The organism is Burkholderia sp. HI2714 (assembly GCF_002223085.1).
GTDB classification, from domain to species: domain Bacteria; phylum Pseudomonadota; class Gammaproteobacteria; order Burkholderiales; family Burkholderiaceae; genus Burkholderia; species Burkholderia lata_D.
Map to the genome: position 1 here is coordinate 69036 of NZ_NKFM01000018.1, position 26947 is coordinate 95982.

The window sequence follows — 26947 nt, forward strand, 5'->3', positions numbered from 1 at the left end:
CGTCGAGCCGCTTTATCGCTGCGGTGCCGCACCGTAAATTGCCAGCCATACCGGTTGCATATCGACGCAACGACGCAGCAACGCGGCAGCCGGCGCCATCCATCGAAAGTCCTGGACTGAGGAATGAAATCATGAGCAAGCTGGCAAACAAGGTCGCGATCGTCACGGGCGGCTCGAAGGGCATCGGCGCGGCGATCGCGAAGGCACTGGCCGCGGAAGGCGCGTCGGTCGTCGTCAACTACGCGAGCAGCAAGGCGGGCGCCGATGCGGTCGTGAGCGCGATCGTCGAAGCCGGCGGCCGCGCGGTCGCGGTGGGCGGCGACGTGTCGAAGGCGGCGGATGCGCAGCGCATCGTCGATACGGCGATCGACACGTACGGCCGTCTCGACGTGCTCGTCAACAATTCCGGCGTGTACGAATTCGCGCCGATCGAAGCGATCACCGAAGAGCACTACCGCCGTCAGTTCGACACGAACGTGTTCGGTGTGCTGCTGACCACGCAGGCAGCGGTCAAGCATCTTGGCGAAGGCGCGAGCATCATCAACATCAGCTCGGTGGTGACCAGCATCACGCCGCCCGCCAGCGCCGTGTACAGCGGCACGAAGGGCGCGGTCGACGCGATCACCGGCGTGCTCGCGCTCGAACTCGCGCCGCGCAAGATCCGCGTGAACGCGATCAACCCGGGGATGGTCGTGACCGAAGGCACGCACAGCGCGGGCATCATCGGTTCCGATCTCGAGGCGCAGGTGCTCGGCCAGACGCCGCTCGGCCGCCTCGGCGAGCCGGGCGACATCGCGTCGGTCGCCGTGTTCCTCGCATCGGACGATGCACGCTGGATGACCGGCGAGCACCTCGTCGTGAGCGGCGGGTTGAACTGACCGGATCACGCCGCCCCGGCAGCAGGGGCGACGAAATCCGGCGGACGCTGCGGCGAGTCTGCGTCGGCAGGCCACGCGGCGTGCCGCCGGTTGCCGTGCGACCCACGGCATTCGATGTACACATGCGGGATGACTACGATTCCTGTAGAGGCCGCCCTCTGATCCCGCATCGCACCGCGGCATAAAACTGTCATGCGACGTGCGTGGCGACGGTGCGTCCCGCTCGCCGTGCATGACTGAAGCCATCTCCCCGAATTCTCTTCGATCGCCCGTCGCGTAAGGCTGACGGGCGTTTCCCGTGCCGCGTCACCCTCTCGACAGGTGCCGGTTCGGTGCGTCACGCGCATGCCACCCATTCAAGTTGCGAATGTGTGCATCGCAACAATCCATTTCATCCGCGGCGCGCCGAGCGGTATGGTGAACGCACGTTCGACATTCATCGAACGATGCACATTCACCACGCGAAGGCGCCATGAAAACGACTCACGATCGATCCGGGCACGCGGCACGTCCAACCGCCGGCGGCCCGCTCGAAGGCGGCGACGACCGACGCAACGCAGGTCTGCGCCTGCCGGCGAAGCTGGTGGGTCCGATCGTGCTCGGCACGCTGCTCAACGCGCTGAACTCGTCGATGATCGCGGTCGCGCTCGTCAGCATCCAGCAGGCATTCGCGCCGCACGGCGCCGCGCAGGCGCGCATCGATACGCTCTGGCTCGTATCGGGTCTCTATCTCGCGACGGCCGCCGGCCAGCCGACGATGGGGCGGCTCGCCGATCGCTTCGGTGCGAAGCGGATCTTCTGTGTCGGCCTCGCGATCGTGCTGGTCGCGTCGTCGCTTGCGCCGTTCGCGCCGACGCTCGGCTGGCTGATCGCGTCGCGCGTCGCGCTCGGCATCGGCACGTCCGCCGCCTATCCGGCCGGCATGGCGATGATTCGTGCGTGGTCGCAGCGGCACGCGAACGGCGCGACGCCGACGGGCGGCCTCGGCGCGATCTCGATCGCGGCACAGGTGGCCGTCGCGTTCGGCCCGCCGCTCGGCGGCGCGCTCGTGCAGTTTGCCGGCTGGCGCGCGATCTTCTGGATCAACGTGCCGATCGTGCTGGCCGCCTTCCTGTTCGCGTGGCTGTGGATTCCGGCCGACCCCGTCCGTCGCGGCGGGCACGCACGCGACACGCTGAAGGAACTGGACCTGCCGGGCGTCGTGCTGTTCGTGCTGACACTCGCGAGCCTGCTGCTGTTCCTGCAATCGGTGACGCGCGAACCCGACTGGCTGCTGCTGGCCGCGACGCTCGTGCTGGTGCCGCTCCTGATCCACCGCGAGCGCCAGGCCGCGGCGCCGCTGATCGACATTCGCATGCTGGCGGACAACCGTCCGCTGCTCGGCACGTACCTGCGCTGCGTCGGCACCTATGCGGTGTTCTACGCGATCTTCTACGCGCTGCCGATGTGGCTGCAGGAGGCGAGGGGGCTGTCGGCCGCCGATGCCGGCCTCGTGATGCTGCCGGTCGCCGGTGTCGGTACGGTCACGACGATGCTCGCGACCCGCATCGTGCACCGTCACGGCGCGCGCCCGGTGCTGGTCATCGGTTCCGCGCTGCTCTGCATCGGCAGCGTCGTGATGAGCCTGATGACGAGCAGCCTGCCGATCGCTGCGATCGTCCTGCTGTCCATCGTGTTTGGTATTCCTAATGGTTTCAACAATCTCGGCAACCAGGCCACGCTCTACCAGAGCACGCCGCACGACCGGATCGGCACGGCCTCGGGGCTGTATCGCACCGCGCAGTACGTCGGCGGCAGCCTGTCGTTCGCGCTCGTCGGTCTCGCGCTCGGCCATCCGGCGAGCGACCGCGGCCTGCGCGAGCTTGCCGTCGTCCTGGCGGTCATCAGCGTGCTGCTGTTGCTCAATGCCGTATCGAGCCGGCACCTCGATGCCGCCGTTTCTTCCGTTCCACAACAAAAGTGAGGGTTTTACATGTCCATTCCGACGCTCAATCGCACCGCCGCGCTCGTCGCCATCGATCTGCAGAACGGTATCGTCTCGCTGCCGGTCACGCCCTACACCGGCGCACAGGTGGTCGCGAAGACGGTCGAGCTGGCGGCGGCTTTTCGCGCGCTGGGGTTGCCCGTCATCTACGTGCACACGAGCTACCTGCCGGACGGCGGCGTCGCGCTGAAGGTGAAGACGGACGCGCCGTCGCCGCCGCCGAATCTCGATCCCGAATGGAGCGCGTTCGCGCCGGCGCTCGGCGTGCAGCCGTCCGACATCGTCGTGACGAAGCATCAGTGGGGCGCGTTCACCGGCACCGACCTGGACGTGCAGCTGCGCCGCCGCGGCATCACCGACATCGTGCTGACGGGCATCGCGACCAACATCGGCGTCGAATCGACGGCGCGCCAGGCTTACGAAAACAACTACAACGTCGTCGTCGTGAGCGACGCGGTCAGCACCTCGTCGGCCGATGCGCAGACGTTCGCGCTGACCCAGATCTTCCCGAAGCTCGGGCAGGTCGCCGCGGCGGCGGACGTGGAGGCGGCACTGGAGCAGGCCCAGTCGCGCTGAAGCCGGCGAGTCGTTCGGCGCGCTTTTTCACATACCAGTCGTTTACCGAGGAATGACGATGATCAAGACCGATGCATGGGTTCTTTACGCAGGACCGGAACCGACCCGCCAGCAGCCGCCCGTCGCGGGCGAGCTGCGCCGCGAGACCTTCGAATTTTCCAGTCTCGAAGCCGACGAGGTGCTCGTCGAGCCGCTGTACGGATCGTGGGAAGCGAACCTCGACCACGCGCTGTCGCGTAATCCGGTCGATATCTGCCGCCAGCGCCGCGAGGACAAGATCGTGCTGGGCAACGGCGCGCTGGTGCGTGTCCTGGAGCGCGGCAGCGCGGTCGGTACGCTGAAGGACGGCGAGATCTGCATGGTGATGCCGTTCGGCAAGCGCGACGAATACGGGTTCGCCGAACTCGTCTACGCGTACGACGCGCCCGGCACGATCGGCGTGATGGCGCAGCGCACCAAGATGCGCGCCGACAACCTGGTGCCGGTGCCGACCGACAGCCGTCACTCGCTGCTGCAATGGGCGACCTACGGCCGCTACTTCACCGCGTGGGACAACTGGAAGGTCGCGTCGACGTGCTGGCGTTCGCAATTGCCGGACGTCGATCCGGCCGACTATCTGGTGTTCGGCTGGGGCGGCGGCACGACGCTGGCCGAGTTGCAACTGGCGAAGCGCGAGGGCTTTCGCGTCGCGATGACGGCGAGCAACGATCGCCGGCTCGAGGAACTCGCGAAGCTTGGCATCACGCCGGTCGACCGCCGCAAGTTTCCGGATCTCGCGTATGACGAGGCGCGCTACCGCGCCGATCCGGAATATCAGGCACGTTACCGGGAGTCGGAGCGCATCTTTGCCGAAACGATCGCCGAGCTGAGCGGCGGCCGCGGCGTCGCGATCTTCCTCGACAATCTCGGCGGCGCACTGTATCGCGCGACGATGCGTGTGACGGGCCGCACCGGCATCGTCGCAACCGTCGGCTGGAAAACCGGGATGCGTCTGTGGAACCTGCGCGCGACGGAATGCATCAACCGCCGCCTGCACATCCACACGCACGCGTGGCGTTACGACGACAGCATCACGATCCGCGACTTCCAGGAGTCGACCGGCTGGATCGGCCAGGAACCGACCGAGATCTTCGATTTCGACGACGTGCCGAAGCTGGCGTCCGATTACCTGAACGGGAAGATCGAGACGTATTTCCCGATTTATCGGATCAACGCGGTCTAAGCCGCGGGTCGCGCGCCGTGCCTGCCTCGTCGCACGATGATTAGTCATGCAGACGATGGCGACGCACGGCGCGCCGTGCAATCCATCTCGTAGGAGAACGCCATGGCCTCAGTGGAAACCGGGGAGGTCGACGCCGGCACGGCGTCGGACAGCTCCAGCCGCGCGCCGCTCGGCGGCATTCGCGTGATCGACGCCGCGACGCTGTTCGCCGGCCCGCTCGCGGCGACGATGCTCGCCGACTACGGTGCCGACGTGATCAAGGTGGAGCATCCGACGGGCGATCCGGCGCGCAAGTACGGCGCGCGCCGCGACGACGTCCCGTTGTGGTGGAAGGTGGTCGCGCGCAACAAGCGGGCGGTCACGCTGAATCTCGGCACGGCCGACGGCCAGCGGATCTTCCGCGAGCTGGCGGCGCAGGCCGACGTCGTGGTCGAGAATTTCCGGCCCGGCACGCTGGAGCGCTGGGGGCTCGGCTACGACGTGCTGTCCGCGATCAATCCGCGGCTCGTGCTGGTCCGCGTGACGGGCTTCGGCCAGTTCGGCCCGTATGCGCGCCGCCCGGGCTTCGGCACGCTCGCGGAGGCGATGAGCGGGCTGGCGGCGGCGACCGGCGAGGCCGGCGGACCGCCGCTGCTTCCGTCGTTTCCATTGGCGGACACGGTGGCGGGGCTGACCGCCGCGTTCGCGATCATGACGGCGCTGAAGGCGCGCGATCGCACCGGACGCGGGCAGGTGGTCGATCTCGCGATCATCGAGACGATGCTGGCGGCGATGGGCGCGCAGGTCGCGAGCTACGACCAGACGGGGCGCGTGCCCGAGCGCACCGGCAACCGCTCGCCGAACAATTCGCCGCGCGGCGTGTATCGCACGTCGGACGGCAAGTGGGTCGCGCTGTCGACGTCGGCGCACAGCATCGCCGAGCGCGTGATGCGGCTCGTCGGCCGAGCCGACCTGATCGGCCAGCCATGGTTCGCGAGCGGCGTCGAGCGCGCGAAGCATGCGGACGAGCTCGACGCGGCGGTCGGCGGCTGGATCGGGCAGCGCACGCGCGCCGAGGTGCTCGATGAGTTCGAACGCGCGGAGGCGGCCGTCGCGCCGATCTACGACGTGGCCGACGTGCTCGACGATCCGCAGTATGCGGCGCTCGGCTCGGTCGTATCGGTGGCCGACGCCGAACTGGGCGCGTTCCGCACGCACAACGTGCCGTTCCGGCTGTCCGATACCCCCGGCGCGATCCGCTGGGGCGGGCCGTCGCGCGGCGCGCACAACGATGAAGTATTCGGCGCATTGGGACTGGAACCGCAGGACCTTGCCGATTTGACCGAACGAGGTGTGATTTGAAACAGAGCGCAACCTGCCGCAGCTATCTGTACGTGCCTGCGCACAAGACGCAGGTGGTCGAGAAGGCCTATGCGAGCGACGCCGATGCGATCGTGCTGGATCTCGAGGACGCCGTGCCGGCGAGCCACAAGATCGACGCCCGCAAGGCCGCCGCCGCGATCCTCGCGGGCCGCCCGCCGAAGCCGACCTACGTGCGCGTCAACCCGATCGGGAGTCCATGGTGCCGCGACGACGTCGAGGCGATCGCGCTGCCCGCGCTGCAGGCGCTGCGTCTGCCGAAGTGCGATTTCCCCGCGCATATCCAGGAAGTCGCGGGCTGGCTCGATGCGCTCGGCAGCGAAGCGGGGATCCAGATCCTGATCGAATCGGCGTATGGCGTGGAGACGGCTTACCAGCTCGCGACCGCATCGCCGCGGCTGGAGCGGATCGGGCTCGGCGAAAGCGATTTGCGCGCCGACCTGCGGATCGGCGTCGACAACTTCACGCTCGAAGTGTGTCGCGCGCGCTGCGTGGTGGTGTCGCGCGCGGCGGGGCTGAACGGGCCGATCCAGACGGTTTATCACACGCTGAACGATCTCGACGGTCTGAAGGAGTCGACGTTGCGCGCGAAATCGATGGGGTTCGTCGGCCGCTTCGCGATTCATCCTTCGCAGGTTCCGGTCATCAACGCGGTGTTCACGCCGTCGGACGAGGAAATCCGCGCGGCCGAGCGCGTGCTGGAGGCGGTCGATGCGGCGGACGGCGAATCGTCGGTGTTCGTGCTGCCCGACGGCCGCGTGGTGGCGCCGCCGCTGATCGCGAACGCGCGCGTGACGCTCGCGCTGGCGACCCATCTCCGGCGCGACGGAGCACCGGCATGAACGCGCCCGACACGCTTACCGCCCCGGCCGCGGTCGCCGGGCCCGTGAGTCCGGACGGCATCATCGGCGCGCTCGGTCGCTTCGCGGCGGCGGTGCGCACCGATGGGCTCGACCGCACGCTGCGCGTCGAGGCCGCCGCCCGCGTGCTCGACCTGGTCGGCAACAGCCTGATCGCGCACGACGAGCCCGTCGCACAGTCCGTGCTGCAGGTCGCGCGGCGCTGGGCCGGCAACGGCCCGGCGACCGTGATCGGCGCGCCCGACCGGCTGCCGGCCGCGAGTGCCGCGCTCGTCAACGGCACGCTTGCGCACGCGATGGATTTCGACGACTCGCACATGCTGTCGGTGCTGCATCCGAGCGCGTCGGTGATTCCGGCCGCGCTTGCCGCCGCACAGGCGAGCGGCGCGTCGGGCACGGCGTTGCTCGATGCGATCACGGTCGGCACCGAAATCTGCATCCGGCTCGGCGTGGCCGCCTATAACCCGCAGATCGGCAATTCGGTGTTCTTCGAGCGCGGCCAGCATGCGACGTCGATCTGCGGGACGGTCGGCGCCGCTGCGGCCGCGGCGATGCTGTTCGGGCTCGACGCCGCGCAAATCGCCGCCGCGCTCGGCATTGCCGCGAGCATGGGCGCGGGCCTGCTCGAAGCCAATCGCACCGGCGGCTCCGTGAAGCGGATCCACTGCGGCTGGGCCGCGCATGCGGGCGTGAGCGCGGCGGAACTGGCGGGCGCGGGCGTGACCGCGCCGCCGACCGCGCTCGAAGGCCGCTTCGGCTTCTTCCGCGCGTGGTGCGGCGAGCTGGCCGACGTCGACGCTGTGTTGCGCGAACTCGGTGTCGACTGGGAGACGAGCCGGATCATCTTCAAGCCGTATCCGTGCAACCACTTCACGCATCCTGGCATCGACGCGGCATTGCAGTTGAAGGTGCAGGGCGTGACGGCCGACGACGTGGTGTCCGCCGAGCTGCGGGTCGCGACGTCGACGCTGCGCACGATCGGCGAGCCGGCCGCGCTGAAGGCCAACCCGCCGGACGGGTATGCGGCGGCGTTCTCGGGGCCGTACACCGTCGCGGCCGCGCTGCTCGGCGGCGGCGGGCTCGGTGTCTGGTTCGACGATTTCGACGACACGCTCGTGCGGGATCCCGCGCGCCGTGCGCTGGCCGCGAAGGTGCGCTGCGTCGGCGATCCGTGGTGCGACGAGCGGTTCCCGCATTTCCTGCCCGCCGTGCTGCGGGTGGAATTGCGCGACGGACAGGTGCTCGAGGCGCGCGTTGAGTCGAGCAAGGGCACCAATGCGCGGCCGCTGACCGAACAGGAACTCGTCGCGAAATTTGTACTCGCGGCGAGTTCGACGATCGGCCTGCCTCGCGCGCTCGAACTGCGCGACGCGGTGCAGGCGCTCGCCGACGGCGCGCCGCTCGATGGGCTGGCGGCGTTGACGTCCGGCGCGCATGCGAACCCGAAAGGAGGAGATCCATCTTGAGCACACCACGCTGGAACAAGCGGCCGCCCGGCTCGAACTGGGGCGATTTCGGTCCGGACGACCAGAAAGGGCGGCTGAACTGGCTGACTCCGGACAACGTGCGGCAGGGCGTTGCCGAGGTGCGCGAAGGCCTGTCGTTCTCGCTGAGCCTGCCGCTCGACGTGCCGCGCGGCGGCGGGCTGAACGCACGCCGCCGGCCACCGGCGATCATGCCGGCGCTGCTGGGCGGCAAGCCGTACTTCGGCTATCGCGCGGATGAACAGGTTGCAAACGCAACCGACGTGGTCTGCGACGATTCGTTCTGCATGCATTCGCAGTTCTCTACGCAATGGGACGGTCTCGCGCATGTCGGCGGCGTATTCGATGCGGACGGCGACGGCGTGCCTGAAATCGTGTTCTACAACGGCTTCCGGATGGGCGAGCATCTGCGGGTGCCGCAGGAGGGCGACGCCACCGGCGGCGCGCACGCACTCGGCATCGAGGTGATGGCGCGGACCGGCGTGCAGGGGCGCGGCGTGCTGATCGACCTGCGGCATCACTTCGGCATCGCCCGTACGAAAGTCGGCTACGCGCAGCTGATGCGCGTGATGGAAGAAGACGACGTGCGCGTCGAGCAGGGCGACATCGTCTGTATTCACACCGGCTTCGCCGATCTGCTGCTGAATGACGAGAGCGGGTCGCCCGCGACCATCGCGAGTGCGTGCGTACTGGACAGCAGCGACGCCCGCCTGCTGCAGTGGATCGACGAGTCACGGCTCGCCGCGCTCGTGGCCGACAACCATGCGATCGAGGAGCGGCCGCAGCATGCGCAGCCGCTCGCGCAGCCGGGTGCGCTGATGCCGCTGCACGAGCTGTGCCTGTTCAAGCTCGGCATCCACCTCGGCGAGCTGTGGCATCTGACGCCGCTCGCGAACTGGCTGCGTGCGCATCGGCGCAACCGGTTCCTGCTGACCGCGCCCCCGCTGCATATCCGGGGCCTGGTCGGTGCGCCGGTGAATCCGGTCGCGACGGTCTGACGCGCGGGCGGACGGCGGCCCGTCCGCGCGTGCCGGCGCGAACCGTTTCCATCCATCGATTGCTGATTTCGATTGACTCGTTTTTCAAAAAAAATCCTGGAAAACGAGTCATTTAAATCAAAAACCGAATCAATGGCGGCAGGTATATAAAAAATATTGAAACGTCAAGATTGGACTATTCTCGTTTATTGAACTAAATATCAGGGGAATTCCCCATTGCGATAATCGTGAACCGGGGAGGGCGATTAACCCGTTTAGTGGATGGTCACAATCATGAATCTACGTTCGATCGACCTGAACCTGCTGGTCATACTCGATGCGCTGCTGACCGAGAAACAGGTGACACGGGCCGGCCTGAAGGTCGGCCTGACGCAGCCGGCGGTCAGCAATGCGCTGTCGCGGCTGCGGTATCTGTTCAACGACGAGATCCTCGCGCGCGGCGCGATAGGGCTGGAACTGACGCCGCGTGCCCAGGCGCTGATCTCGCCGGTCCGGCAAATCATGCAACAAATAGAAGAATTGTTTGAATCGGATTATCAATTCCATCCTTTTACATCGGAACGTCATTTCACGGTCAGAATGTCGGATCTGACCGAATTGCTGCTGCTGCCCGCATTGCTGCGGCGCATGCGCACGGCGGCGCCGAATATCAGCCTGGACGTCGTGCATCCGAGCGCCGCCAAGACGGCCGAAGCGCTCGAAGCGGGGCGGCTCGACATGGCGATCAGCGCGGGCCTCGAGCATGCCGGCACGCTGTCGTCGGAAACCGTATTTCACGACCGGCTGGTCTGCATGCTGAGCCGCAAGCATCCCGACGCGGACAAGCCGCTGACGCTCGAACGGTTCCTCGCACTCGACTTCCTCAACGTATCGATCAACCCGGTCGACCACAGCCTGATCGACAACCTGCTCGCGAACATGGGCTGCAAGCGCCGCATCGTGCTCAACGTGCCGCACTGGCTCGTCGTGCCGAACATGCTCGATGCGCTGCCGTACGCGGTGATCATGTCGGAGCGGCACGCGCTGAGCCTCGGCGATCCGCGCCTCGTGATCCGCGAACTGCCGCTCGCGATGGAGCCGGTCACGTGGTCGCTGTACTGGCATCACCGGTACGATGCGAGCAACGCGCACGGCTGGATGCGTCGCATGATCATTGCGGTCGCGGAGTCGCTCGAGGACGACGTCGCGGCGGACGCGTTCAGCGTCGGCTGAGCGTGAAGCCGCGGGGTGCCGCGTGGTGCCGGCCGTGCACGGGTCAGCCCATGACGAACAGCGGCGGCAGCGTCGCGACGTCGGGCTGTTCGTCGAGGCGCCACAGATAATCGAGCGCGGCACGCATCCGTGCCGCGCTCCAGTGCGGCCGGCAGTTCTTCATGAACTTCGCTTCGTAGTCGTCGCGCTGCATCGGTTGCGTCGGCGAACCCGGCAGGTCGTCCACCTGCTTCGCGTGAATCGTGCCGTCGTCGCACACGGCCGTCACGCGATTCGGCGCATGCGCGGGATAGCGGGCCGTCAGCGCCGGATCGGCGCTGACCGTGATTTTTCCGACCAGCGCGCGCAATGCCGGGTCGCGCAGCGCGGCGCTCGCATAGCTTCGGGTCGTGATGTCGCCGTCGAGCATCGCCCGCGCGACGATGTAAGGCAGGCTGTGATCGGCGGTCTCGTGGGTCGACGGCGCCCATTTCTCCGGATCGCGGCCGGCCGTCACGTAGCCGACTTCGGTCGTGTGGATCTCGATGCGGCGGATGCGCCGCAGGTCGCCGACCTGGGCGGCGACCGCGAGCGCGGCCGGAATCGCCGTTTGCGTGAGCCCTTGCGCCGGATAGAACTTCACGAAGCATCGGCCGATCCGGAACGCGCCGCCGCGCCCGCCGAATTCGCCCGTATCGAGCGTGAACGGCCCGGATACCCGCTCGAAGAACCCGGCCGTCCCTTCGAAGATCGGCGCGGGGCCGGTGAGGCCGGCGCGGGCGAGTTCGGTCGAAAACACCGCGTTGCGCGCCGCGTCCGCGTCGGCGAGCGCTTTCCAGTTGGACAACTGCTGCACCCGTGTCTGGTTCAGCGCGAGATGGCTGTTGATCGACAGGTTGACCGCCTGCACGAGTTGCGGCGCGGGCAGGTGCATCAGTTTCCCCGTGGCGAGCGCGACGGCGGGCAGGCTGTAGCAGGTGTGGTCCCAGCCGCGGGGGCTGATGGCGGCGGCATCCATCAGCCGGCACGCGATTTCGTACGCGATCGCGATCGACAGGATCAGGTCGCGGCCGGTGGCGTGCTGCGCTTCGGCGACCGCGAGGCACGCGGCGACGTTGTCGCTCGGATGGCCGGTCTCCTTGCCGGCATACGCATCGTTGAAATCGAAGTAGCGCAGCGCCGTGCCGGTTGCGAATGCGGCGAGATCGGGGTTCGTGCGCCGGTTCGTCCCGATCACGGTCGCGACACCGCCGGGCGAGGCGAGCGCCGCATTGCGCGCGATGCGCACGGGCGGCTCGTCGTAGGCGGCGATCGCGCAGCCGAGTGCGTCGATCAGATGCGCCTTGATCGTCTCGACCGTCGCGGCGTCGAGGTCGCGATACTGCAGCCCGGCTGCATAGTCGGCGAGCTGCCGCGCGAGTTCGGGCCGGTCGGTATCGCGCAGGTCGGCGCGCACGGCGCCGCTGGCGGCGGGTGACGCATCGGCGCGGGCGCGCATGACGGGCAGTGTCAGCGCAGCGCCGGTCAGGGCGGAAAGGAAATGGCGGCGGTTCATGGTTCTGGACTCCGAAGGTGTCAGGTGCGGGGAGGGGCGGCGATGTCAGAACGCCTTGCGCAGGCCGAGCGCGACGCCCGCACTGCCCGAGCGGCCGGCGGCGAGCGAGTAGTGCAGGAAGTTGTAGTTGTCGTTGTCGAAATCGAGCGCGGCGCGATGCGCGTAGCCGCCCGCCAGGTACAGCGTCACCGTCTTCGACACGAAGTAGTTCAACTGCAGCGTGACCTGCTGCGGACTGACGGGATGCGACGCCGGCGCGGGTGCATGGGCGGGATTCTGCGTACGGATGTGTTCGTAATAGACCGCGCCGATCACCTGCAGGAAATCGGTGATCGCGTAACGGACGCCGGCCCACCAGAACGTGAAGTTCGTCACGACCGACGGCGCGGCGATGTCGCTGTGCGCGTGTTCGACACCGGCCAGCAGTTGGGCGCGGCCGAGCGGCACGAGGGCGGAAGCGGCGTAGCGGCGGAAATGCGCGAAGCCGCCGGGCTGCGGCGTGTGGACATCGTCGAACGCCGCGGCGAACGAGAACGCATCGCCGGCGTAGTCGAAGCCTGCGCCGTACGCGGCGTTCGACTGGAACGCGCCCGCCGTACCGCTGAACGCGTAGTGCGTTTCGAGCGTCAGCGCGCCGAGCTTCGCCAGGTATTTGACGACGTTGTTCTCGCGATAGTTGATGCCGACGATCGCGCCGTCCGGCTCGTACAGCGTCGAATAGGCGCCCGTCGGCGAATAGCGCTCCATGATGTCGAACAGCGTCGTGTACTGGCGGCCGAGCCGCAGTGCGCCCCAGCGGTCGTGCTGCAGTGCGACCCACGCGGAGCGGTCGAAGCCGCCCGAGCCGGCACCGGTACCGTTGGTCAGGTTGATGCTGCTTTCGACGCGAAACGCCGCCTGCCAGCCGCCGCCGAGATTCTCGACGCCCTTCAGGCCCCAGCGCGAACCGCTCTTGCCGCCCGACGCCATCCGCACGAGCGATGCCGACGATTTGCCGTCCGGTGCGACCTGGCCGGTGAGAAATTCGGTGTACACGTCGGCGACGCCATACAGCGTGAGGCTGCTTTGCGCGCAGGCGCCGGCCGATACGAGGCCCAGTCCGCACAATGCGGACATTCGCTTGCCCATGGGGCTGTCTCCTTGTTTGAGGTTGTTGTTCTCCATGCGCCGCGCGGGTCGAGAGGCGCGGCGCCGCAGCGCTATCCGGGGCGGACGGCGAACGGGGCGTGCCGCGCCGGGCCGCTCGCGCGCGTCGGGCGACGTACGCGGGCGAGGCCTGGCTGCGGGATCACGCGGGGGGACGGGCGCATCGCAGGCTCGCGCGGGTCAGCGTGCGCGCGCCCGCACGGCGGCATCGCGCGCGAGCACGCGCGCCGCCTGTGCGACGCCGGCGGCGTCGACCATCCGGCCGTCGATGCGCAATGCGCCGCGGCCGTTGGCACGCGCGTCGTCGTAGGCGGCGAGCACGGCGCGCGCGTCGCGCACTGCATCGTCGTCGGGGCGGAACGCGCGGTTCAGCGCATCGACCTGCAGCGGATGGATGCAGGTGGCGCCCGCATAGCCGAGTGCCGCGGACGCGCAGGCGATGCGCTCGAACGCATCGAGGTCGCGCAGTTCGTCGAGACCGTCGATCAGGCCGAGCGGCAGGATGCCGGCCGCTCGCGCGGCGATGATCAGCAACTGCTTCGGCACGCGCAGCACGTCGGCGCCGGTGCCGCTTTCGCAGTTCAGCGCGAAGTCGCCGCCGCCGAGCATCATCGCGAGGACGCGCGGCGAGGCGCGCGCGATACGGTCCATTGCCTGGAACGCGCGCGGCGTTTCGATGATCGCGACGATACGCGTGCTGCCGGGCGCGGCACCGGCTTCATCCTCGAGCGTGGCCAGCAGTTCGTCGATCGCCTCGACGTGCGAGCCGCCACGCACTTTCGGCAGCACGACGCCGTGCACGCCGGCCCGCACGGCCGCCCGCAGGTCCGGCACCAGCAGGTCGAGCGGGCCGTTGGCGCGGACCAGCACGTCGCAGCCGGCGCCGCGCAGCATCGGCACGGCGTCGGCGAGGCCGGCGCGGGCGTCGGGCTTGCACGCGAACGGGACGCTGTCCTCGAGGTCGAGGATCAGCGCATCGGCTGCGCTGGTCGCGGCTTTCGTGACGAAACGGGGGACGTGGGCAGGGACGTAGAGGAGCGAGCGCCAGACGGGTTGGGAAGAGGAGTTCATCGTCGTTCTCGTAAAATAAAAGTCACTTTCATTTTTGTGACTGATTGGCGCATTCGTCAAGATTATCGTTAACGCCTATAAATAACGGGAATTGAAAGAAGATGAACGATCGGCGCCATGCGAATTCATGTTGATGTCATCGGCGCTCTGCGTATAATGAAAGCGACTTTCATTTTCAGATGATCTTGGGCGATGCGGATCACCCGGTCGCCCGGCACAGCGTGAGGCGGACATGAGCAAGGTGGAGACGAACAACCCGGCAGAAGGCGGCGTGGCCGCGGTCAATCGCGCGCTGACCGCGCTGCTGGCTTTCTCCGGCGCGCCCGGCGGGCTGATGCTCGCGCAGGTCAGCGAGGTGACCGGGCTCAACATGAGCACGCTGCTGCGGATGTTCGAATCCCTCGAACAGTTCCGCTTCATCAAGCGTTTGCCCGACGGGCGCTACGTGCTGGGGCCGGCCGTATTCCAGCTCGGCGTGATGTACCGCGAGTCGTTCCAGCTGCGCGAGCATGTGATGCCGATCCTGTCGACGCTGTCGGTGCAGACCGGCGAAACCGCCGCGTTCTACGTGCGCGAGGGCGACCAGCGCGTCTGCCTGTTCCGCATCCAGGCCCAGCGCGCGGTGCGTACGCATCTGCGCGAAGGCGACCGTTTTCCGCTCGACGTCGGCGCGGCGGGGCGCGTGCTGCTCGCGTTTTCCGGCACGCGCGGCGGCGAGTACGAGAAGACGGCCGAGCAGGGCTACACGGTGTCGATTGCCGAGCGCGATCCGGAGAGCGCGGCGATCGCATGTCCGGCGTTCGGCGTCGGCCGCGTGCTGAGCGGGGCAATCTCGCTCGGCGTGCCGCGCTATCGCTTCAACAAGAAAGTGCTGGCCGATTACCTGCCGTACGTGCAGGCCGCCGCTGCCGAGCTGACGCATGCGCTCGGCGGCGACCTGCCCGCCGCGGGTGCGCCGTTCCCGGCGGCCGACCAGCTTGGCGTACTGCTCGAATAGCGCAGGCGCGCGGCGCGCGCCTCCCTGACCCACCGACAGACACCTACCAGGAGACAGTCATGTCCGTACCCGACACGCAGGCCGCTCATGCGGCCGGCGCGCATCGTCGCGCGCCCACCGGTCCGATCCGTCAGAAATCGTTCGACGCAGGCGCGGGCGGACCGCTGTCCGGCGTGCGCGTGGTCGACCTGTCGCGATTGATGGCCGGCAATATGCTGAGCGTGCAGCTCGCCGACTTCGGCGCGGACGTCGTGAAGGTCGAAAGCGAGCGCGGCGATACGCTGCGCGCGGTCGGCGCGGGTGGAATCAGCACGAACTGGAAGGTCTACGGACGCAACAAGCGCAGCGTGTGCGTCGATCTGCGCACGCCGGAGGGCGTCGACATCGTGCGCCGGCTGGTGCGCGACGCGGACGTGTTCGTCGAGAGTTTCAAGCCGGGCGTCGCGGAGCGGATGGGGCTTGGCCCCGACGACCTGCTTGCGATCCGGCCGGAACTGGTGATCGCGCGGATTTCCGGCTGGGGGCAAACCGGCCCGTATCGCCACAAGCCGGGCTTCGGCACGCTCGCCGAAGGCTATGCGGGTTTCGCCGCGATCAACGGATTCGCCGATCGGGAGCCGGTCCTTCCGCCGATGTTTCTTGCCGACATGACGGCCGGGATGTCCGGCGCGCTCGCCGTGCTGGTCGCGCTGCATGCACGCGGGACGCAGCGGGCGGCGGGGCAGGTGATCGACGTGTCGTTGTTCGAGCCGCTGCTGTCGATCCTCGGGCCGGCCGCGGCGAACTACGTGATGACCGGCGAGATCAAGCCGCGCACCGGCAGCCGCTCGACGAACACCGCGCCGCGCAATGCGTATCGCACCCGCGACGGCAAGTGGCTGTGCCTGTCGAGTTCGACGCAGGCGATGGCCGAGCGGTTGTTCCGCGCGATCGGCCGCGCGGACCTGGTCGACGATCCGCGCTATGCCACCAACGTGCTGCGCGTGCGGCATGCGGAGGCGCTCGACGCGATCGTCGGCGAATTCATTGCCGTACGCGATCTCGATGCCAATCTCGCGTTCTTCGAGGAAGCGGGCGTGACGGTCGGGCCGATCCAGGACATCGCGCAGATCGTCGCGGATCGCTACGTGATCGAGCGCGAGGCGCTGGTCGAACTGCCCGACGACGACGTCGGCAGCCTGCCGATGCACAACGTCACGCCGCGCCTGTCGGGTACGCCCGGCGCGTTCCGCCGGCCCGCGCCCGCGCTCGGCGAACACAATCGCGAGATCCTCGAGCCGCTGCTCGGCGAGCACGAGTATGCGCGGCTCGCTGCGCAGGGCGTGATCCGTTCACGGTAAGCGGACCGCGCAACGACGGAAACCGGATGCACCGGACATTGCATGGAGGAGACACCATGAATCCGCGTTGGACCCATCGGCCGCCCGGCTCGAACTGGGGCGATTTCGGCCCGGACGACCAGAAAGGGCGCCTGAACTGGCTGACGCCCGACGCCGTGCTGCGCGGCGTCGCGGAAGTGCGCGAAGGCCGCGTTTTTTCGCTGAGCCTGCCGCTCGACGTGCCGCGCGGCGGCGGACTCAACGCACGGCGGCGTCCGCCGGCGATCATGCCGGCGCTGGTCGGCGACAGGCCGTATTTCGGCTATCGCGCGGACGAACAGGTTGCGAACGCAACCGATGTCGTGTGCGACGACGCGTTCTGCATGCATTCGCAGTTCTCGACGCAATGGGACGCGCTGTCGCACGTCGGCTCGCTGTTCGATCCGGCGGGCGACGGTGAAAAAAGCCGGGTGTTCTACAACGGCTACCGGATGGGCGAGCATATCCGCGTGCCGGAGACCGGTGCGCCGGAAGGCGGCGCACGGGCGCTCGGCATCGAGGTGATGGCACGGACGGGCGTGCAGGGGCGCGGCGTGATGGTCGACCTGCGCCGTCACTTCGGCGACGCGCGGCGCAAGATCGGCTTCGACGACTGGATGGCGGTGCTGCGCGCGGATGACGTGAGCGTCGAGCGCGGCGATATCGTGTGCGTGCATACGGGCTTCGCCGACCGTCTGCTGGAAGCGGCCGCGCGCGGCGAGACCGGTGCGCCGCACGCCTGCTGCGTGCTGGACGGTGCCGACGCGCGCCTGCTGAACTGGATCGACGCGTCGGGGCTCGCGGCGCTCGCGGCCGACAACCATGCGGTCGAGGAGCGCCCGCGCGACGCGCAGCCGTTCGCCCAGCCGGGTGCGCTGATGCCGCTGCACGAGCTGTGCCTGTTCAAGCTCGGCATCCATCTCGGCGAACTGTGGCACCTGACGCCGCTCGCGGACTGGCTGCACGAACATCACCGCAGCCGCTTCCTGCTGACCGCGCCGCCGCTGCATCTGCGCGGGCTCGTCGGTTCGCCGGTCAATCCGGTCGCCACCGTGTGATTGCCACGCCGCGCGGCCGGCGCCGCGCCATGACCGCCGTCCCGCGCGCCGCGCGGGCGACTACCGAGGACACGCCATGTCTGACTCCCTTGCGGCATCGCTTGCCGCGCGCATCGATCGCCTGCCCGCGACAGCCGGTATCTGGAAGCTCGTGCTGTTCCTGAGCGTCGGCGGCTTTTTCGAGGTCTACGACCTGTTCCAGATGACCTATCTGCCGCCCGGGCTGATTCGCGACGGCATCTTTCACACCGGGGCACGCGGCGTGCTCGGCATGTCGGACCAGGGCGCGCTCGGCGCGGCGACGTTCATCGGGCTGTTCATCGGCGAAATGTTCGTGTCGCGCCTGGCGGACCGCTACGGGCGTCGCGCGGTGTTTACCGGTGCGCTGCTGCTCTATACCGCGGCGAGCCTGATGATGTGCGTGCAGTCGAGCGCGCTCGGCGTGCTCGTGTGCCGCTTCGTCGCAGGCTGCGGCGTCGGCGCGGAGCTGATCACGATCGGCGCGTTCCTGACCGAGCTGGTGCCGAAGGCGGTACGGGGCCGGGCATTCGCCGTCTGCTTCGCCGTCGGGTACCTGGCCATGCCGGTGCTCGCGCTGGTGTCATGGCTCTGGGTGCCGCACGATCCGCTCGGCTGGTCCGGTTGGCGCTGGGTCGTGCTGCTCGGCGGAAGCGGGGCGGCGGTCGTCTGGTGGCTGCAGGCGCGCTTGCCGGAGTCGCCGCGCTGGCTCGTCGGCGTGGGCCGGGAAGCCGAGGCCGAACGCATCGTGCGGCAACTCGAACAGAGGGTGGAGCGTGAATCCGGCCGGCCGCTGCCCGCGGTCCGGCTACCGGCTGCCGTCGTGCCACTCGCGCCGGGTGCGCCGTCGATGTGGGGGGCGCGATACCGCGGCCGCACCGCGATGCTGATCGCGTTCAACGGATTCCTGAGCATCGGCTTCTTCGGCTTCAGCCAATGGCTGCCGACGCTGCTCGCCGCCCGGGGCGCAACCGTCGCGACGAGTCTTGGCTATGCGTTCGTGATCGCGTTCGCCTATCCGGTGTCGCCGCTCGTCGCCGGTCTGATCGCGGACCGGATCGAGCGGAAGTGGCTGATCGTCGCGTCGGCGTTCGGCGTCGCGCTGTTCGGCAGCGCGTTCGCGATGTCGGCGCAAGCGCCGTTCGTCATTGCGTTCGGCCTGCTCGTCACGCTGTCGAGCACGGTACTCGCGAGCAATGGCACCGCGTACCAGGCGGAACTGTTTCCGACCGCGATCCGCGGGCGCGCGCTCGGTTTCGTGCATTCGATCGGCCGCCTGACCGGGGCCGTCAGCAGTTTCATCGTCGCGCTGTTGCTCGAGCGGGCGGGCGTATCGGCGGTGTTCGCGCTGATCGGCGGCAGCATGCTGATCGTGATGCTGTCGATCGGCGCGTTCGGGCCGCGCACCAACAACCGGTCGCTCGACGATATCCCGGACGAGCAAGCCGATGCGGCCGTGGCGAAACGGCCGGCCAGCACGCTCGACGTGTTGCCGACGCGCCGTTCGTGACGGCGCGCGTGCGACCGCGCAACGGCTGTTACGCGCTCATCGCCAGCGCATTCGCGCCGACGTGCCACCGCAAGCATTCGACGACGAGCGCGTGATTGGCTTCGGAGCCGAGCCCCGCGATCGTCATCGCGCCGACGATGCCGGCGCCGTCGAGCCGCAACGGCACGCCGCCGCCGTCGAGCGCGTAATCGTCGTCCGACAGGCCCTGCGAGCGCAGCGACCAGCCGGCACGCCGAAAGCACGCGCCGACCGCGAGCGAACTCTGGCCGAAACGCAGCACCGTGTTCTGCCGGCGGCGGACAGCATCGCTGTCGTGCGCGCCGCTGCCGTCGAGCGCGCAGTAGAACAGCGGCGCGTGCCCGCCGACGATGCTGACCGCGATCGGCAGCCCGCGTCGCGACGCGAGGTTGACCGCGATCTCTCCGATGCGGCGCGCGACGGACGCATTGAAGTGCGGCAGCGCCGGGTTCGACGCATCGTCGTCGAAGGCGGGGTGGTCGAGGCGAAAGAGGGGCGTCACCATGGCGGCTCCGTAGCGTTGCCGGCGCGGTACGCGCGTGCCGGGCGTCGCATCGTCACGGGCCGCGCGCGGGCCCGTCTTCCGTTCAGTGCTTCGGCGTGTCGGCACGTCGGCGTTTCAGCGCTTGGGCGCCGCATCGAGCATCCACTCGTGCGCGGGATCGTTCTTGAACGCCCACGCGCGGCTCGGCCCGGCCATCACGTTCAGGTAGTACAGGTTGTAGCCGTGCGGCGCGACCACCGGGTGGTAGCCGCGCGGCACCATCACGACATCGTGGTCCTCGACCGCGCACGCTTCGTCGAGGCTGCGGTCGTCCGTGTACACGCGCTGGAACGCGAAGCCTTGCGGCGGGTCGATCCGGTGGTAGTAGGTTTCCTCGAGCGACGTCTCGTCAGGCGCCGCGTCGCGGTCGTGCTTGTGCGGCGGATAGCTGCTCGAATGGCTGGCCGGCGTGACGACCTCGACCACGAGCAGCCGGTCGGCCGCCGGATTGTCGCCCATCAGGATGTCGCACACGTAGCGTGTGTTGGTGCCTTGCCCGCGTACCGAGCGGCGCATCCGCTCGCCGTCGAGGCGCTGCACGGGCTTGTCGCCGCTCGCATACGGCGCGGTGCACAGCGCGATTTCCGCATCGCGCGTCGCGACCAGCGTGACCGTCTTGCCGCCCGGCACGTACAGCGCGTCCGGCGACATGTCCTCGAACACGCTGTCGCGTTTGCCGAGCGCATCGTAGGGGGTGCCGTCGACATCCGCGCGCACCGTGCCGGTGAGCACGACGACGCACAGTTCGCGCGCGCCGGTGTCGAGCGTTTCGGTGTCGCCGGCTTTCAGGCGCAGCGCGCGGAAACCGACGTGCTTCCAGCCGGCCGACTCGGGCGTGACGTTGCAGATTTCGCGGTCGGCAGAGGCTTTGACCAGCAGGGGAGAAATCGTCATGGGGTGGGGCTCCGCAACAGGGTAGGGCTCATGTGTTCACGCGTTCACGCGCTTACGCGCTCAACCGGTCGACGATCGCGCGCAGCGATTCGTAACCCTTCTTCGCATACGCATAGCTCGGCGCGACGGCCGGGTCCTGCTCGGCCTCGACGACGAGCCAGCCTTCGTAGCCGGCATCCTTCAGCGTATGCAGCGTCGCCTCGTAGTCGAGCGCGCCGTCGCCCGGCACGGTGAAGGTGCCGTTGATCACGCCGTTCAGGAAGCTCCAGCCGTCGTTGCGCGCCTGCGTGACGACCTGCGGCCGCACGTCCTTGCAATGCACGTGGACCACCCGCGACACATGCTTCTTCAGCAGCGTGACCGGATCGGCCGCGCCGCCGAAATACGCGTGGCCGGTGTCGAACAGCAGGAACACTTTCGCGGGGTCGGTGAGCGCCATGAGCCGGTCGACGTCGTCGGGTGACTCGACGTACGCGCCCATGTGGTGATGGTAGGCAAGCTTGATGCCGTACGTGTCGAGCAGGTGCGCGCCGAACGCGTCGAGGCGCGCCGCGTAGCGTCGCCAGGCGTCGTCGTCGACGAAGCGCGGGCGCTTCGCGACCGGCGTGTCAATGTTGCCCTGGATCGTGCCCGCGCATTCGCCGTAGACCACCACTTTCACGTCGTTGTACTGCAGCTTCGTCAGGTGTGCGCGGCAGCGCTCGATCTCGGCGGCGACCGCATCGGCGTCGCTCATGCCGGGCTCGACCTCGGCGAGGAAGCCCGAATACCAGCCGGACACGCACACGAGGCCGAACTCGGCGAGCTTCGCCTTCAGCTCGGGGCCCGTCTTCGGAAACTTGTTGCCGAGCTCGAAGCCCGCGTAGCCGATTTCGGCGCCTTCCTTCAGCGCCGTTTCGAGCGGCGTCTCGCCGCCGAGCGACGGCAGGTCGTCGTTCATCCACGACAGGGGATTGATACCGATGCGAACGTTCCAGCTCATGGCGTGCTTCCTTGGTTCGAATGTGTTTTTCTCGGGGAGGGTTCGTGGGCCGTGCGCGCGATCAGCGCCGCTGCCGGGTCTTCGCATCGAGATACGCGCGGTGCGCTGCATCGACGCCGGCGCGTTCGGATACTTGCGGCACGGCGACTTCCCACCACGCGCCGCCGTCGTCGGTCGTGCGATGGTGCGTGGTGTCGATCACGAGCACCTGGCTCGTCGTCGCGGCGCGGGCGCGTTTCATCTCGCTGCGCAACTCGCCGATGTCGCGCACGTGCACGGCTTCGGCGCCCATCGCGCGCGCATGCATCGCGAAATCGATGGTCGAGCGCTCGCCGCCCTCCGGCACGCAGTCGTCGAGCATGTTGTTGAAGCTCGCGCCGCCGCAATTCAGTTGCAGCCGCTCGATGCAGCCGTAGCCGCGGTTGTCGAGGATCACGACGATGATCTTGCGGCCGAGCATCACGGACGTCGCCAGTTCCGCGTTGAGCATCATGTACGAGCCGTCGCCGACGATCACGATCACTTCGCGCGCGGGCCGCGCGAGCTTCGCGCCGAGGCCGCCCGCGACTTCATAGCCCATGCACGAGTACGCGTAGTCCATGTGGTAGTTGCCCGGCACGCCGCTGCGCCACAGCTTGTGCAGTTCGGCCGGCAGCGTGCCCGCCGCGCACACGACGAGGTCGTCGCGCGCGCTGTCGCGGCCCGCGTCGGCCGCGGAGTCGCGCACCGCGCCGATCACTTCCGCGTCGTACGGGAGCGTGTCTTTCGGTATGCGCGTCGTCAGATCGGTCACGCGCGCGTTCCATGCGGCGGCCTGGTCGCGGTTGCTGGCGGTCCATGCCGGATCGGCTTGCCAGCCGGCCAGGGCGGCCGACAGCTGGCCGAGGCCCGTGCGCGCATCGGCCACCAGTTGACGGCCGCGTTTCTTGCCTGCGTCGAACGGCTGCACGTTCAGGCTCAAGAGCGTCGCAGTGCCGTAGAGCGCATGCGAGCCGGTCGTGAAATCCTGCAGCCGCGTGCCGACCGCGAACACCACGTCGGCCTGCGCGGCCGCACGGTTTGCGGCAGGCGAGCCCGTCACGCCGATCGACCCGAGATTCAGCGGATGGTCCCACGCGAGGCTGCCCTTGCCGGCCTGCGATTCGGCGACCGGCACGCCATGCGTATCGGCGAACGCGCGCAGCGCATCCCACGCCTGGCTGTACAGCACGCCGCCGCCCGCGACGATCAGCGGCTTCTCCGCGGCCTTCAGCACGTCGAGCGCATCGGCGAGTTCGAGCGCGTCGGCCGGCGGCCGGCGCATCCGGATCACCGGCGGCGCAAAGAAATCCTCGGGCCAGTCGTACGCGAAGGTCTGCACGTCCTGCGGCAACGCGAGGCACACGGGGCCGCACTGCGCGGGGTCGGTCATCACCTGGATCGCGCGCGGCAGCGCGACGAGCAACTGTTCGGGCGACGTGATCCGGTCGAAGTAGCGCGTCACCGGCCGGAAGCAGTCGTTCGCGCTGACGTCGCCCTGTTCGAAATCCTCGACCTGCTGCAGCACGGGGTCGGGCAGCCGCGACACGAACACGTCGCCGGGCAGCAGCAACAGCGGCAGCCGGCCGACGTGCGCGAGCGCGGCCGACGTCAGCATGTTGGTCGCGCCGGGGCCGATGCTCGACGTCGCAGCCATCATCCGCTGGCGGAAATTCGCTTTCGCGAACGCGACGGCCGCGTTGGCCATCCCTTGCTCGTTGTGGGCGCGGAAGGTCGGCAGCCGGTCTTTTTCCGCGTGCAGCGCCTCGCCGAGCCCGGCCACGTTGCCGTGGCCGAAGATCGCGAACACGCCGCCGCAGTACGGCAGGATCTCGGTGCGGCCGTCGGGCTGGACGACTTCGGCGCGCAGGGCGGCCAGGTAGCGCACGAGCGCCTGGCTGACGGTCAGTCTCACGGTAGAGGTCATGTCGGTCGGTGAAGAGGAATGGGTCATCGCGGGCGTCGCATCAGGCCGCGGCGGCGCGGGCGGCCGCGGCACGGCGGCCGAGCCACGCGTCGACCAGCTGCGCGAAGTTGCCGGCGACTTCGTCGATCAGCGCCTGGTCGTCGATCCGGCCGGCGAACCAGTTCAGCGACGCATCGGCCCACAGCGTGCGCCCGACCATGAAGCCCTTGACGATCGGATTGGTCGCGGAGCGGAAGCTGTCGACCAGGTATTGCAGCGGCTGGTTCAGCCCGAGGATCACGGCGCCGCGGCAATGCGGGTCGCGCTCGGCGATCAGCGCGGCGAGCCGCGTCCAGCCGTCGGCGGTGAGCGGCGTGAGCTTCCACCATTCGGGCTTCACGCCGAGGTTGTAGAGGCGCGCGATCGTGCGCAGCACCGCGTCGTCCTCGGTGCCGGCCGGCGTCATCGCGCGCGGCGGAATCATTTCCAGCAGCAGTTCGTTGCCGCTGGCGCGCGTGGCTTCCCACAGTTCCAGCACGCGCTGCTCCTGTTCGACGCGCAGGTCGACCGGGTCGTCCGGGTGATAGTGCACGAGGCACTTCACGACCTGTTCGGTCGGCCAATGCGTGAGCGACGAGCCGACCGAGCGCGTTTCGTCGAAGCGCAGCGGCCGCGAGCCGGGCAGCTCGACCGGTCGGCCGACCCACCAGCCGCGACCGGTGGCCGACGCCAGCGCGTCGCTGCCGTAGCCGCCGCCGTCGATCAGCACGCCGACGTGGCCTTCGATCTGGCGATCGCGCTCGACCTGTTCGACCGCGCGCACGAGCAGGCGCTTCAAGGTCTTGATCCGCGCTTCGTCCGCGCCGGCCTGCACCGCGAGTTCGTAGAACTGGCTGCGATGGTCGAACGCCATCACGCACAGGTCGTTCCATTCGCGGCGCGGTACCGTCACGCGATGCAGGTGCGCAAGCGCGTGGTCGGCGTCGACCACCGGGTTGCGGCTGCCGTCGAACCAGTGTGCCAGCTCGGCCGGCGTCGGCATCGCGGCGGAGCATGCATGGCGCGACACGACGATCGCGCCGCACGCATTCGCGATGCGCGTCGACTCGGCCCAGTCGCGCCCGCGCAGCAGCCCGGACAGCAGGCCCGACAGGAACGCATCGCCCGCGCCGAGCACGTTGAGCACCTCGACGCGTTCGCCGAGGAAGGTCGGCGCATCGTCGATGCGGGCGGGAACGTCGCCCTCGATCACGCAGCAGCCGAGCGCGCCGCGCTTGACGACCAGCGTCGCGTTCGTGATCTTGCGCACCGCCTGCAACGAGCCGATCACGTCGTGCGGTACGCCGCCCGCGATCAGGAATTCCTCCTCGGTGCCGACCAGCAGGTCGAATTCGCCGAGCACCTGCTGCAGCTGCCGCGTCACCTGCGCGTCCGGCACGTAGCGGTTTTCGCCCGCGCCGCGCGCGGTCAGCCCCCACAGCACCGGCCGGTAGTCGATGTCGAGAATCCGCACGACGCCATGGCGGCGCGCGTAACCAAGCGCGGTCAGCGACGCTTCGCGCGTGCCCGGCGTCGACAAATGCGTGCCGGTGATCGCAAGCGCGCGGCAGCCGGCGATGAAGTCCTCGCTGATCTCGTCGGCGCGCACGGCCATGTCCGCGCAGTTCTCGCGCACGAACAGCAGCGGGAACGTGTCGCGGTCCTTCAGCCCGAGCAGCACCAGCGCGGTGAGGCGCTCGCGGTCGGTCTGCAGCTGGCTCGTGTCGCAGCCTTCGCGCTCGAGCGTCTCGCGCAGGAAGCGGCCCATCTGTTCGTCGCCGACGCGCGAAATCATCGCGGTCTTCAGCCCGAGCCGGGCCACGCCGAACGCGACGTTGCCGGACGAGCCGCCGAGATACATCTGGAAACTGCGCGCATCCTCCAGGCGGCTGCCGTACTGCTGCGCATAGAGATCCACGGCCACGCGGCCGAGGCAGGCGAGATCGATGGGGCGGTCACTCGGAAAGTTCAGCAGGCTCATATCACGTGTCACGCTCGCGGCCGGCGTTCGGCGATGCCGGCGGATTAGGGGACCGAACCTCGGGCGGCAATCCGCACCGTGTGCTGCACGACGCGGGACTACCTGCCGCAAGGAATCGGGCTACGGAACGGAGTCTAGACTTTTTGGAAATCCAGTTCCCTAGGTGAAATCACGTAGAAATAAATTTCCAAATTTTCGAGGAAGTGATCTACAGTTTCATCCGGATGCTTCAGTCCAGATCGGACCCGATGGGGCCCCGATCGGACTCGGCCCGGCGGCGCGCAACGCGCCGTCTTCCGCCCCCGGAGATGAGGAGACAGATTGATCATGAAGACCAAGCTGATGGCCGTCGCGGCCGCCGCGATTCTGGCAGCGCCGCTCGCGCATGCCGAGAAGATCGGCGTGACGATGGCGTCGTTCGACGACACGTTCCTGACCATCCTGCGCAACAGCATCGCCGATTCGGCGAAGAAGGACGGCGCGACGGTGCAGATCGAGGACGGCGGCAACGACGTCGGCAAGCAGTTGAGCCAGGTCCAGAACATGATCGCGCAGAAGGTCGACGCGATCATCGTGAACGCGGTCGATACCGACGCGACGCCGAAGATCACCAAGATGGTGACGGCGGCGAAAATCCCGCTCGTGTACGTGAACCGCAAGCCGGTCGATTTCGACAAGCTGCCGGCCGGCGTCGCGGTGGTCGCATCCGATGAAAAGCAGTCGGGCACGCTGCAGGCGCGCCAGGTGTGCAAGCTGCTCGGCGGCAAGGGCGACCTCCTCGTGCTGATGGGCGAGCTGTCCAACGAATCGGCGCGCGCCCGCACCAAGGACATCGAGGACGTGATCGCGACGAAGGATTGCTCGGGCATGAAGATCGTCGACAAGCGCGAAGGCAAGTGGAGCCGCACGCAGGGCCAGGACATCACGATGAACTGGCTGAGCTCCGGCACGAAGTACGACGCGATCATCTCCAACAACGACGAGATGGCGATCGGCGCGATCAACGCGCTGAAGGCCGCGCGCAAGTGGACGCCGAAGACGATCGTCGCCGGCATCGACGCGACGCCGGACGGCCTGGCGTCGATGAAGAGCGGCGAGCTGAAGGTGTCGGTGTACCAGAACGCATCCGGGCAGGGGCAGCAGGCCGTCGCGGCCGCGCTCAAGCTCGCGAAGAAGCAGCCCGTCGACCGCTACGTGAACGTGCCGTTCGAGCTCGTGACGCCCGAGAACATGAACCAGTACGCGAAGCACTGACCGGTGATCCGTTGAATGGCGCGGGCCCGGCACGACCGGGTTCGCG

Annotated in this window: 22 protein-coding genes; 14 read left to right on the forward strand and 8 right to left on the reverse strand. The window is 68.4% G+C overall.

The features are described from left to right. Window positions 1-131: 131 nt before the first annotated feature. From CFB82_RS07775 to CFB82_RS07815, 9 genes are all read left to right on the forward strand, one after another. A complete protein-coding gene (locus CFB82_RS07775; protein WP_089483825.1) occupies window positions 132-878 on the forward strand; it encodes an SDR family NAD(P)-dependent oxidoreductase in 747 nt (248 codons plus the stop codon). Between the two features lie 472 nt (window positions 879-1350). After that, the gene (locus CFB82_RS07780; RefSeq protein ID WP_089483826.1) at window positions 1351-2841 is read left to right on the forward strand and encodes an MFS transporter; all 1491 of its coding nucleotides are present in this window, start codon (window positions 1351-1353) and stop codon (window positions 2839-2841) included. A gap of 9 nt (window positions 2842-2850) precedes the next feature. After that, window positions 2851-3438, forward strand: a complete 588-nt coding sequence (locus CFB82_RS07785) for a hydrolase (protein WP_089483827.1) — start codon at window positions 2851-2853, stop codon at window positions 3436-3438. Window positions 3439-3496: 58 nt separating this feature from the next. Further along, entirely contained in the window at window positions 3497-4660 is a 1164-nt protein-coding gene (locus CFB82_RS07790; RefSeq protein ID WP_089483828.1) for a quinone oxidoreductase family protein, read from the forward strand. Window positions 4661-4762: 102 nt separating this feature from the next. Then, window positions 4763-6001 carry a CaiB/BaiF CoA transferase family protein gene (locus tag CFB82_RS07795; RefSeq protein WP_089483829.1) on the forward strand — a complete coding sequence of 413 codons (1239 nt, stop codon included), beginning with the start codon at window positions 4763-4765 and terminating at the stop codon, window positions 5999-6001. Beyond that, the gene (locus CFB82_RS07800) at window positions 5998-6861 is read left to right on the forward strand and encodes an HpcH/HpaI aldolase/citrate lyase family protein (RefSeq protein WP_089483830.1); all 864 of its coding nucleotides are present in this window, start codon (window positions 5998-6000) and stop codon (window positions 6859-6861) included. The genes CFB82_RS07795 and CFB82_RS07800 overlap by 4 nt, the downstream gene beginning before the upstream one ends. Then, window positions 6858-8345, forward strand: coding sequence for an MmgE/PrpD family protein (locus tag CFB82_RS07805; protein ID WP_089483831.1), 1488 nt, complete (start codon window positions 6858-6860; stop codon window positions 8343-8345). Before CFB82_RS07800 ends, CFB82_RS07805 begins: the two co-directional genes overlap by 4 nt. Next, entirely contained in the window at window positions 8342-9361 is a 1020-nt protein-coding gene (locus CFB82_RS07810) for a cyclase family protein (protein ID WP_089483832.1), read from the forward strand. The genes CFB82_RS07805 and CFB82_RS07810 overlap by 4 nt, the downstream gene beginning before the upstream one ends. A gap of 273 nt (window positions 9362-9634) precedes the next feature. Further along, a complete protein-coding gene (locus tag CFB82_RS07815) occupies window positions 9635-10573 on the forward strand; it encodes a LysR family transcriptional regulator (RefSeq protein ID WP_069249278.1) in 939 nt (312 codons plus the stop codon). Window positions 10574-10616: 43 nt separating this feature from the next. On the opposite strand, the gene CFB82_RS07820 is transcribed toward CFB82_RS07815, so the two are convergent. The 3 genes from CFB82_RS07820 to CFB82_RS07830 form a co-directional block, all read right to left on the reverse strand. Then, window positions 10617-12107 (reverse strand): MmgE/PrpD family protein, encoded by a 1491-nt coding sequence (locus CFB82_RS07820; protein WP_089483833.1) that lies wholly within the window; start codon window positions 12105-12107, stop codon window positions 10617-10619. A gap of 45 nt (window positions 12108-12152) precedes the next feature. Beyond that, entirely contained in the window at window positions 12153-13235 is a 1083-nt protein-coding gene (locus CFB82_RS07825) for a porin (RefSeq protein WP_089483834.1), read from the reverse strand. 198 nt (window positions 13236-13433) lie between these two features. Beyond that, a complete protein-coding gene (locus tag CFB82_RS07830; protein WP_089483835.1) occupies window positions 13434-14324 on the reverse strand; it encodes an HpcH/HpaI aldolase/citrate lyase family protein in 891 nt (296 codons plus the stop codon). 232 nt (window positions 14325-14556) lie between these two features. Here CFB82_RS07830 and CFB82_RS07835 point away from each other — a divergent pair, with 232 nt between their 5' ends. The 4 genes from CFB82_RS07835 to CFB82_RS07850 all read left to right on the forward strand — a co-directional run bounded on the left by CFB82_RS07835 (window position 14557) and on the right by CFB82_RS07850 (window position 19265). Continuing rightward, window positions 14557-15321, forward strand: coding sequence for an IclR family transcriptional regulator (locus tag CFB82_RS07835; protein ID WP_089483836.1), 765 nt, complete (start codon window positions 14557-14559; stop codon window positions 15319-15321). A gap of 59 nt (window positions 15322-15380) precedes the next feature. Next, window positions 15381-16661 (forward strand): CaiB/BaiF CoA transferase family protein, encoded by a 1281-nt coding sequence (locus tag CFB82_RS07840; protein WP_089483837.1) that lies wholly within the window; start codon window positions 15381-15383, stop codon window positions 16659-16661. Window positions 16662-16717: 56 nt separating this feature from the next. Next, complete coding sequence (locus CFB82_RS07845; RefSeq protein ID WP_089483838.1) at window positions 16718-17737, forward strand: cyclase family protein; 1020 nt, start codon at window positions 16718-16720, stop codon at window positions 17735-17737. A gap of 76 nt (window positions 17738-17813) precedes the next feature. Beyond that, entirely contained in the window at window positions 17814-19265 is a 1452-nt protein-coding gene (locus CFB82_RS07850) for an MFS transporter (RefSeq protein ID WP_089483839.1), read from the forward strand. Window positions 19266-19293: 28 nt separating this feature from the next. Here the strand turns inward: CFB82_RS07850 and CFB82_RS07855 are convergent, their stop codons facing one another. The 5 genes from CFB82_RS07855 to CFB82_RS07875 form a co-directional block, all read right to left on the reverse strand. Next, entirely contained in the window at window positions 19294-19788 is a 495-nt protein-coding gene (locus CFB82_RS07855) for a heme-degrading domain-containing protein (RefSeq protein WP_069247763.1), read from the reverse strand. A 114-nt stretch (window positions 19789-19902) separates the two neighbouring features. Then, on the reverse strand, window positions 19903-20721 hold the full coding sequence (iolB, locus tag CFB82_RS07860; protein WP_089483840.1) for a 5-deoxy-glucuronate isomerase: 819 nt from the start codon (window positions 20719-20721) through the stop codon (window positions 19903-19905). A 52-nt stretch (window positions 20722-20773) separates the two neighbouring features. Beyond that, window positions 20774-21703 carry a myo-inosose-2 dehydratase gene (gene iolE / locus CFB82_RS07865; protein ID WP_089483841.1) on the reverse strand — a complete coding sequence of 310 codons (930 nt, stop codon included), beginning with the start codon at window positions 21701-21703 and terminating at the stop codon, window positions 20774-20776. 61 nt (window positions 21704-21764) lie between these two features. Beyond that, the gene (iolD, locus tag CFB82_RS07870; protein ID WP_089483898.1) at window positions 21765-23648 is read right to left on the reverse strand and encodes a 3D-(3,5/4)-trihydroxycyclohexane-1,2-dione acylhydrolase (decyclizing); all 1884 of its coding nucleotides are present in this window, start codon (window positions 23646-23648) and stop codon (window positions 21765-21767) included. Between the two features lie 40 nt (window positions 23649-23688). Next, a complete protein-coding gene (locus CFB82_RS07875) occupies window positions 23689-25647 on the reverse strand; it encodes a bifunctional 5-dehydro-2-deoxygluconokinase/5-dehydro-2-deoxyphosphogluconate aldolase (protein WP_089483842.1) in 1959 nt (652 codons plus the stop codon). 327 nt (window positions 25648-25974) lie between these two features. On the opposite strand from CFB82_RS07875, the gene CFB82_RS07880 reads away from it, so the two are divergent. Continuing rightward, window positions 25975-26901, forward strand: a complete 927-nt coding sequence (locus CFB82_RS07880; protein ID WP_089473243.1) for a sugar ABC transporter substrate-binding protein — start codon at window positions 25975-25977, stop codon at window positions 26899-26901. The last annotated feature ends 46 nt before the right edge of the window (window positions 26902-26947 follow it).

Excerpts from the sequence above, each read along its gene's own strand:
- CFB82_RS07795 (WP_089483829.1), top strand. The coding sequence starts at position 4,763 with ATGGCCTCAGTGGAAACCGGGGAGGTCGACGCCGGCACGGCGTCGGAC.
- CFB82_RS07815 (WP_069249278.1), top strand. The coding sequence starts at position 9,635 with ATGAATCTACGTTCGATCGACCTGAACCTGCTGGTCATACTCGATGCG.
- CFB82_RS07775 (WP_089483825.1), top strand. The coding sequence starts at position 132 with ATGAGCAAGCTGGCAAACAAGGTCGCGATCGTCACGGGCGGCTCGAAG.
- CFB82_RS07785 (WP_089483827.1), top strand. The coding sequence starts at position 2,851 with ATGTCCATTCCGACGCTCAATCGCACCGCCGCGCTCGTCGCCATCGAT.
- CFB82_RS07790 (WP_089483828.1), top strand. The coding sequence starts at position 3,497 with ATGATCAAGACCGATGCATGGGTTCTTTACGCAGGACCGGAACCGACC.
- CFB82_RS07880 (WP_089473243.1), top strand. The coding sequence starts at position 25,975 with ATGAAGACCAAGCTGATGGCCGTCGCGGCCGCCGCGATTCTGGCAGCG.
- CFB82_RS07780 (WP_089483826.1), top strand. The coding sequence starts at position 1,351 with ATGAAAACGACTCACGATCGATCCGGGCACGCGGCACGTCCAACCGCC.
- CFB82_RS07830 (WP_089483835.1), bottom strand. The coding sequence starts at position 14,324 with ATGAACTCCTCTTCCCAACCCGTCTGGCGCTCGCTCCTCTACGTCCCT.
- CFB82_RS07850 (WP_089483839.1), top strand. The coding sequence starts at position 17,814 with ATGTCTGACTCCCTTGCGGCATCGCTTGCCGCGCGCATCGATCGCCTG.
- CFB82_RS07805 (WP_089483831.1), top strand. The coding sequence starts at position 6,858 with ATGAACGCGCCCGACACGCTTACCGCCCCGGCCGCGGTCGCCGGGCCC.
- CFB82_RS07875 (WP_089483842.1), bottom strand. The coding sequence starts at position 25,647 with ATGAGCCTGCTGAACTTTCCGAGTGACCGCCCCATCGATCTCGCCTGC.
- CFB82_RS07855 (WP_069247763.1), bottom strand. The coding sequence starts at position 19,788 with ATGGTGACGCCCCTCTTTCGCCTCGACCACCCCGCCTTCGACGACGAT.
- CFB82_RS07825 (WP_089483834.1), bottom strand. The coding sequence starts at position 13,235 with ATGGGCAAGCGAATGTCCGCATTGTGCGGACTGGGCCTCGTATCGGCC.
- iolE (WP_089483841.1), bottom strand. The coding sequence starts at position 21,703 with ATGAGCTGGAACGTTCGCATCGGTATCAATCCCCTGTCGTGGATGAAC.
- CFB82_RS07835 (WP_089483836.1), top strand. The coding sequence starts at position 14,557 with ATGAGCAAGGTGGAGACGAACAACCCGGCAGAAGGCGGCGTGGCCGCG.
- iolB (WP_089483840.1), bottom strand. The coding sequence starts at position 20,721 with ATGACGATTTCTCCCCTGCTGGTCAAAGCCTCTGCCGACCGCGAAATC.
- CFB82_RS07820 (WP_089483833.1), bottom strand. The coding sequence starts at position 12,107 with ATGAACCGCCGCCATTTCCTTTCCGCCCTGACCGGCGCTGCGCTGACA.
- iolD (WP_089483898.1), bottom strand. The coding sequence starts at position 23,648 with ATGACCTCTACCGTGAGACTGACCGTCAGCCAGGCGCTCGTGCGCTAC.
- CFB82_RS07845 (WP_089483838.1), top strand. The coding sequence starts at position 16,718 with ATGAATCCGCGTTGGACCCATCGGCCGCCCGGCTCGAACTGGGGCGAT.
- CFB82_RS07840 (WP_089483837.1), top strand. The coding sequence starts at position 15,381 with ATGTCCGTACCCGACACGCAGGCCGCTCATGCGGCCGGCGCGCATCGT.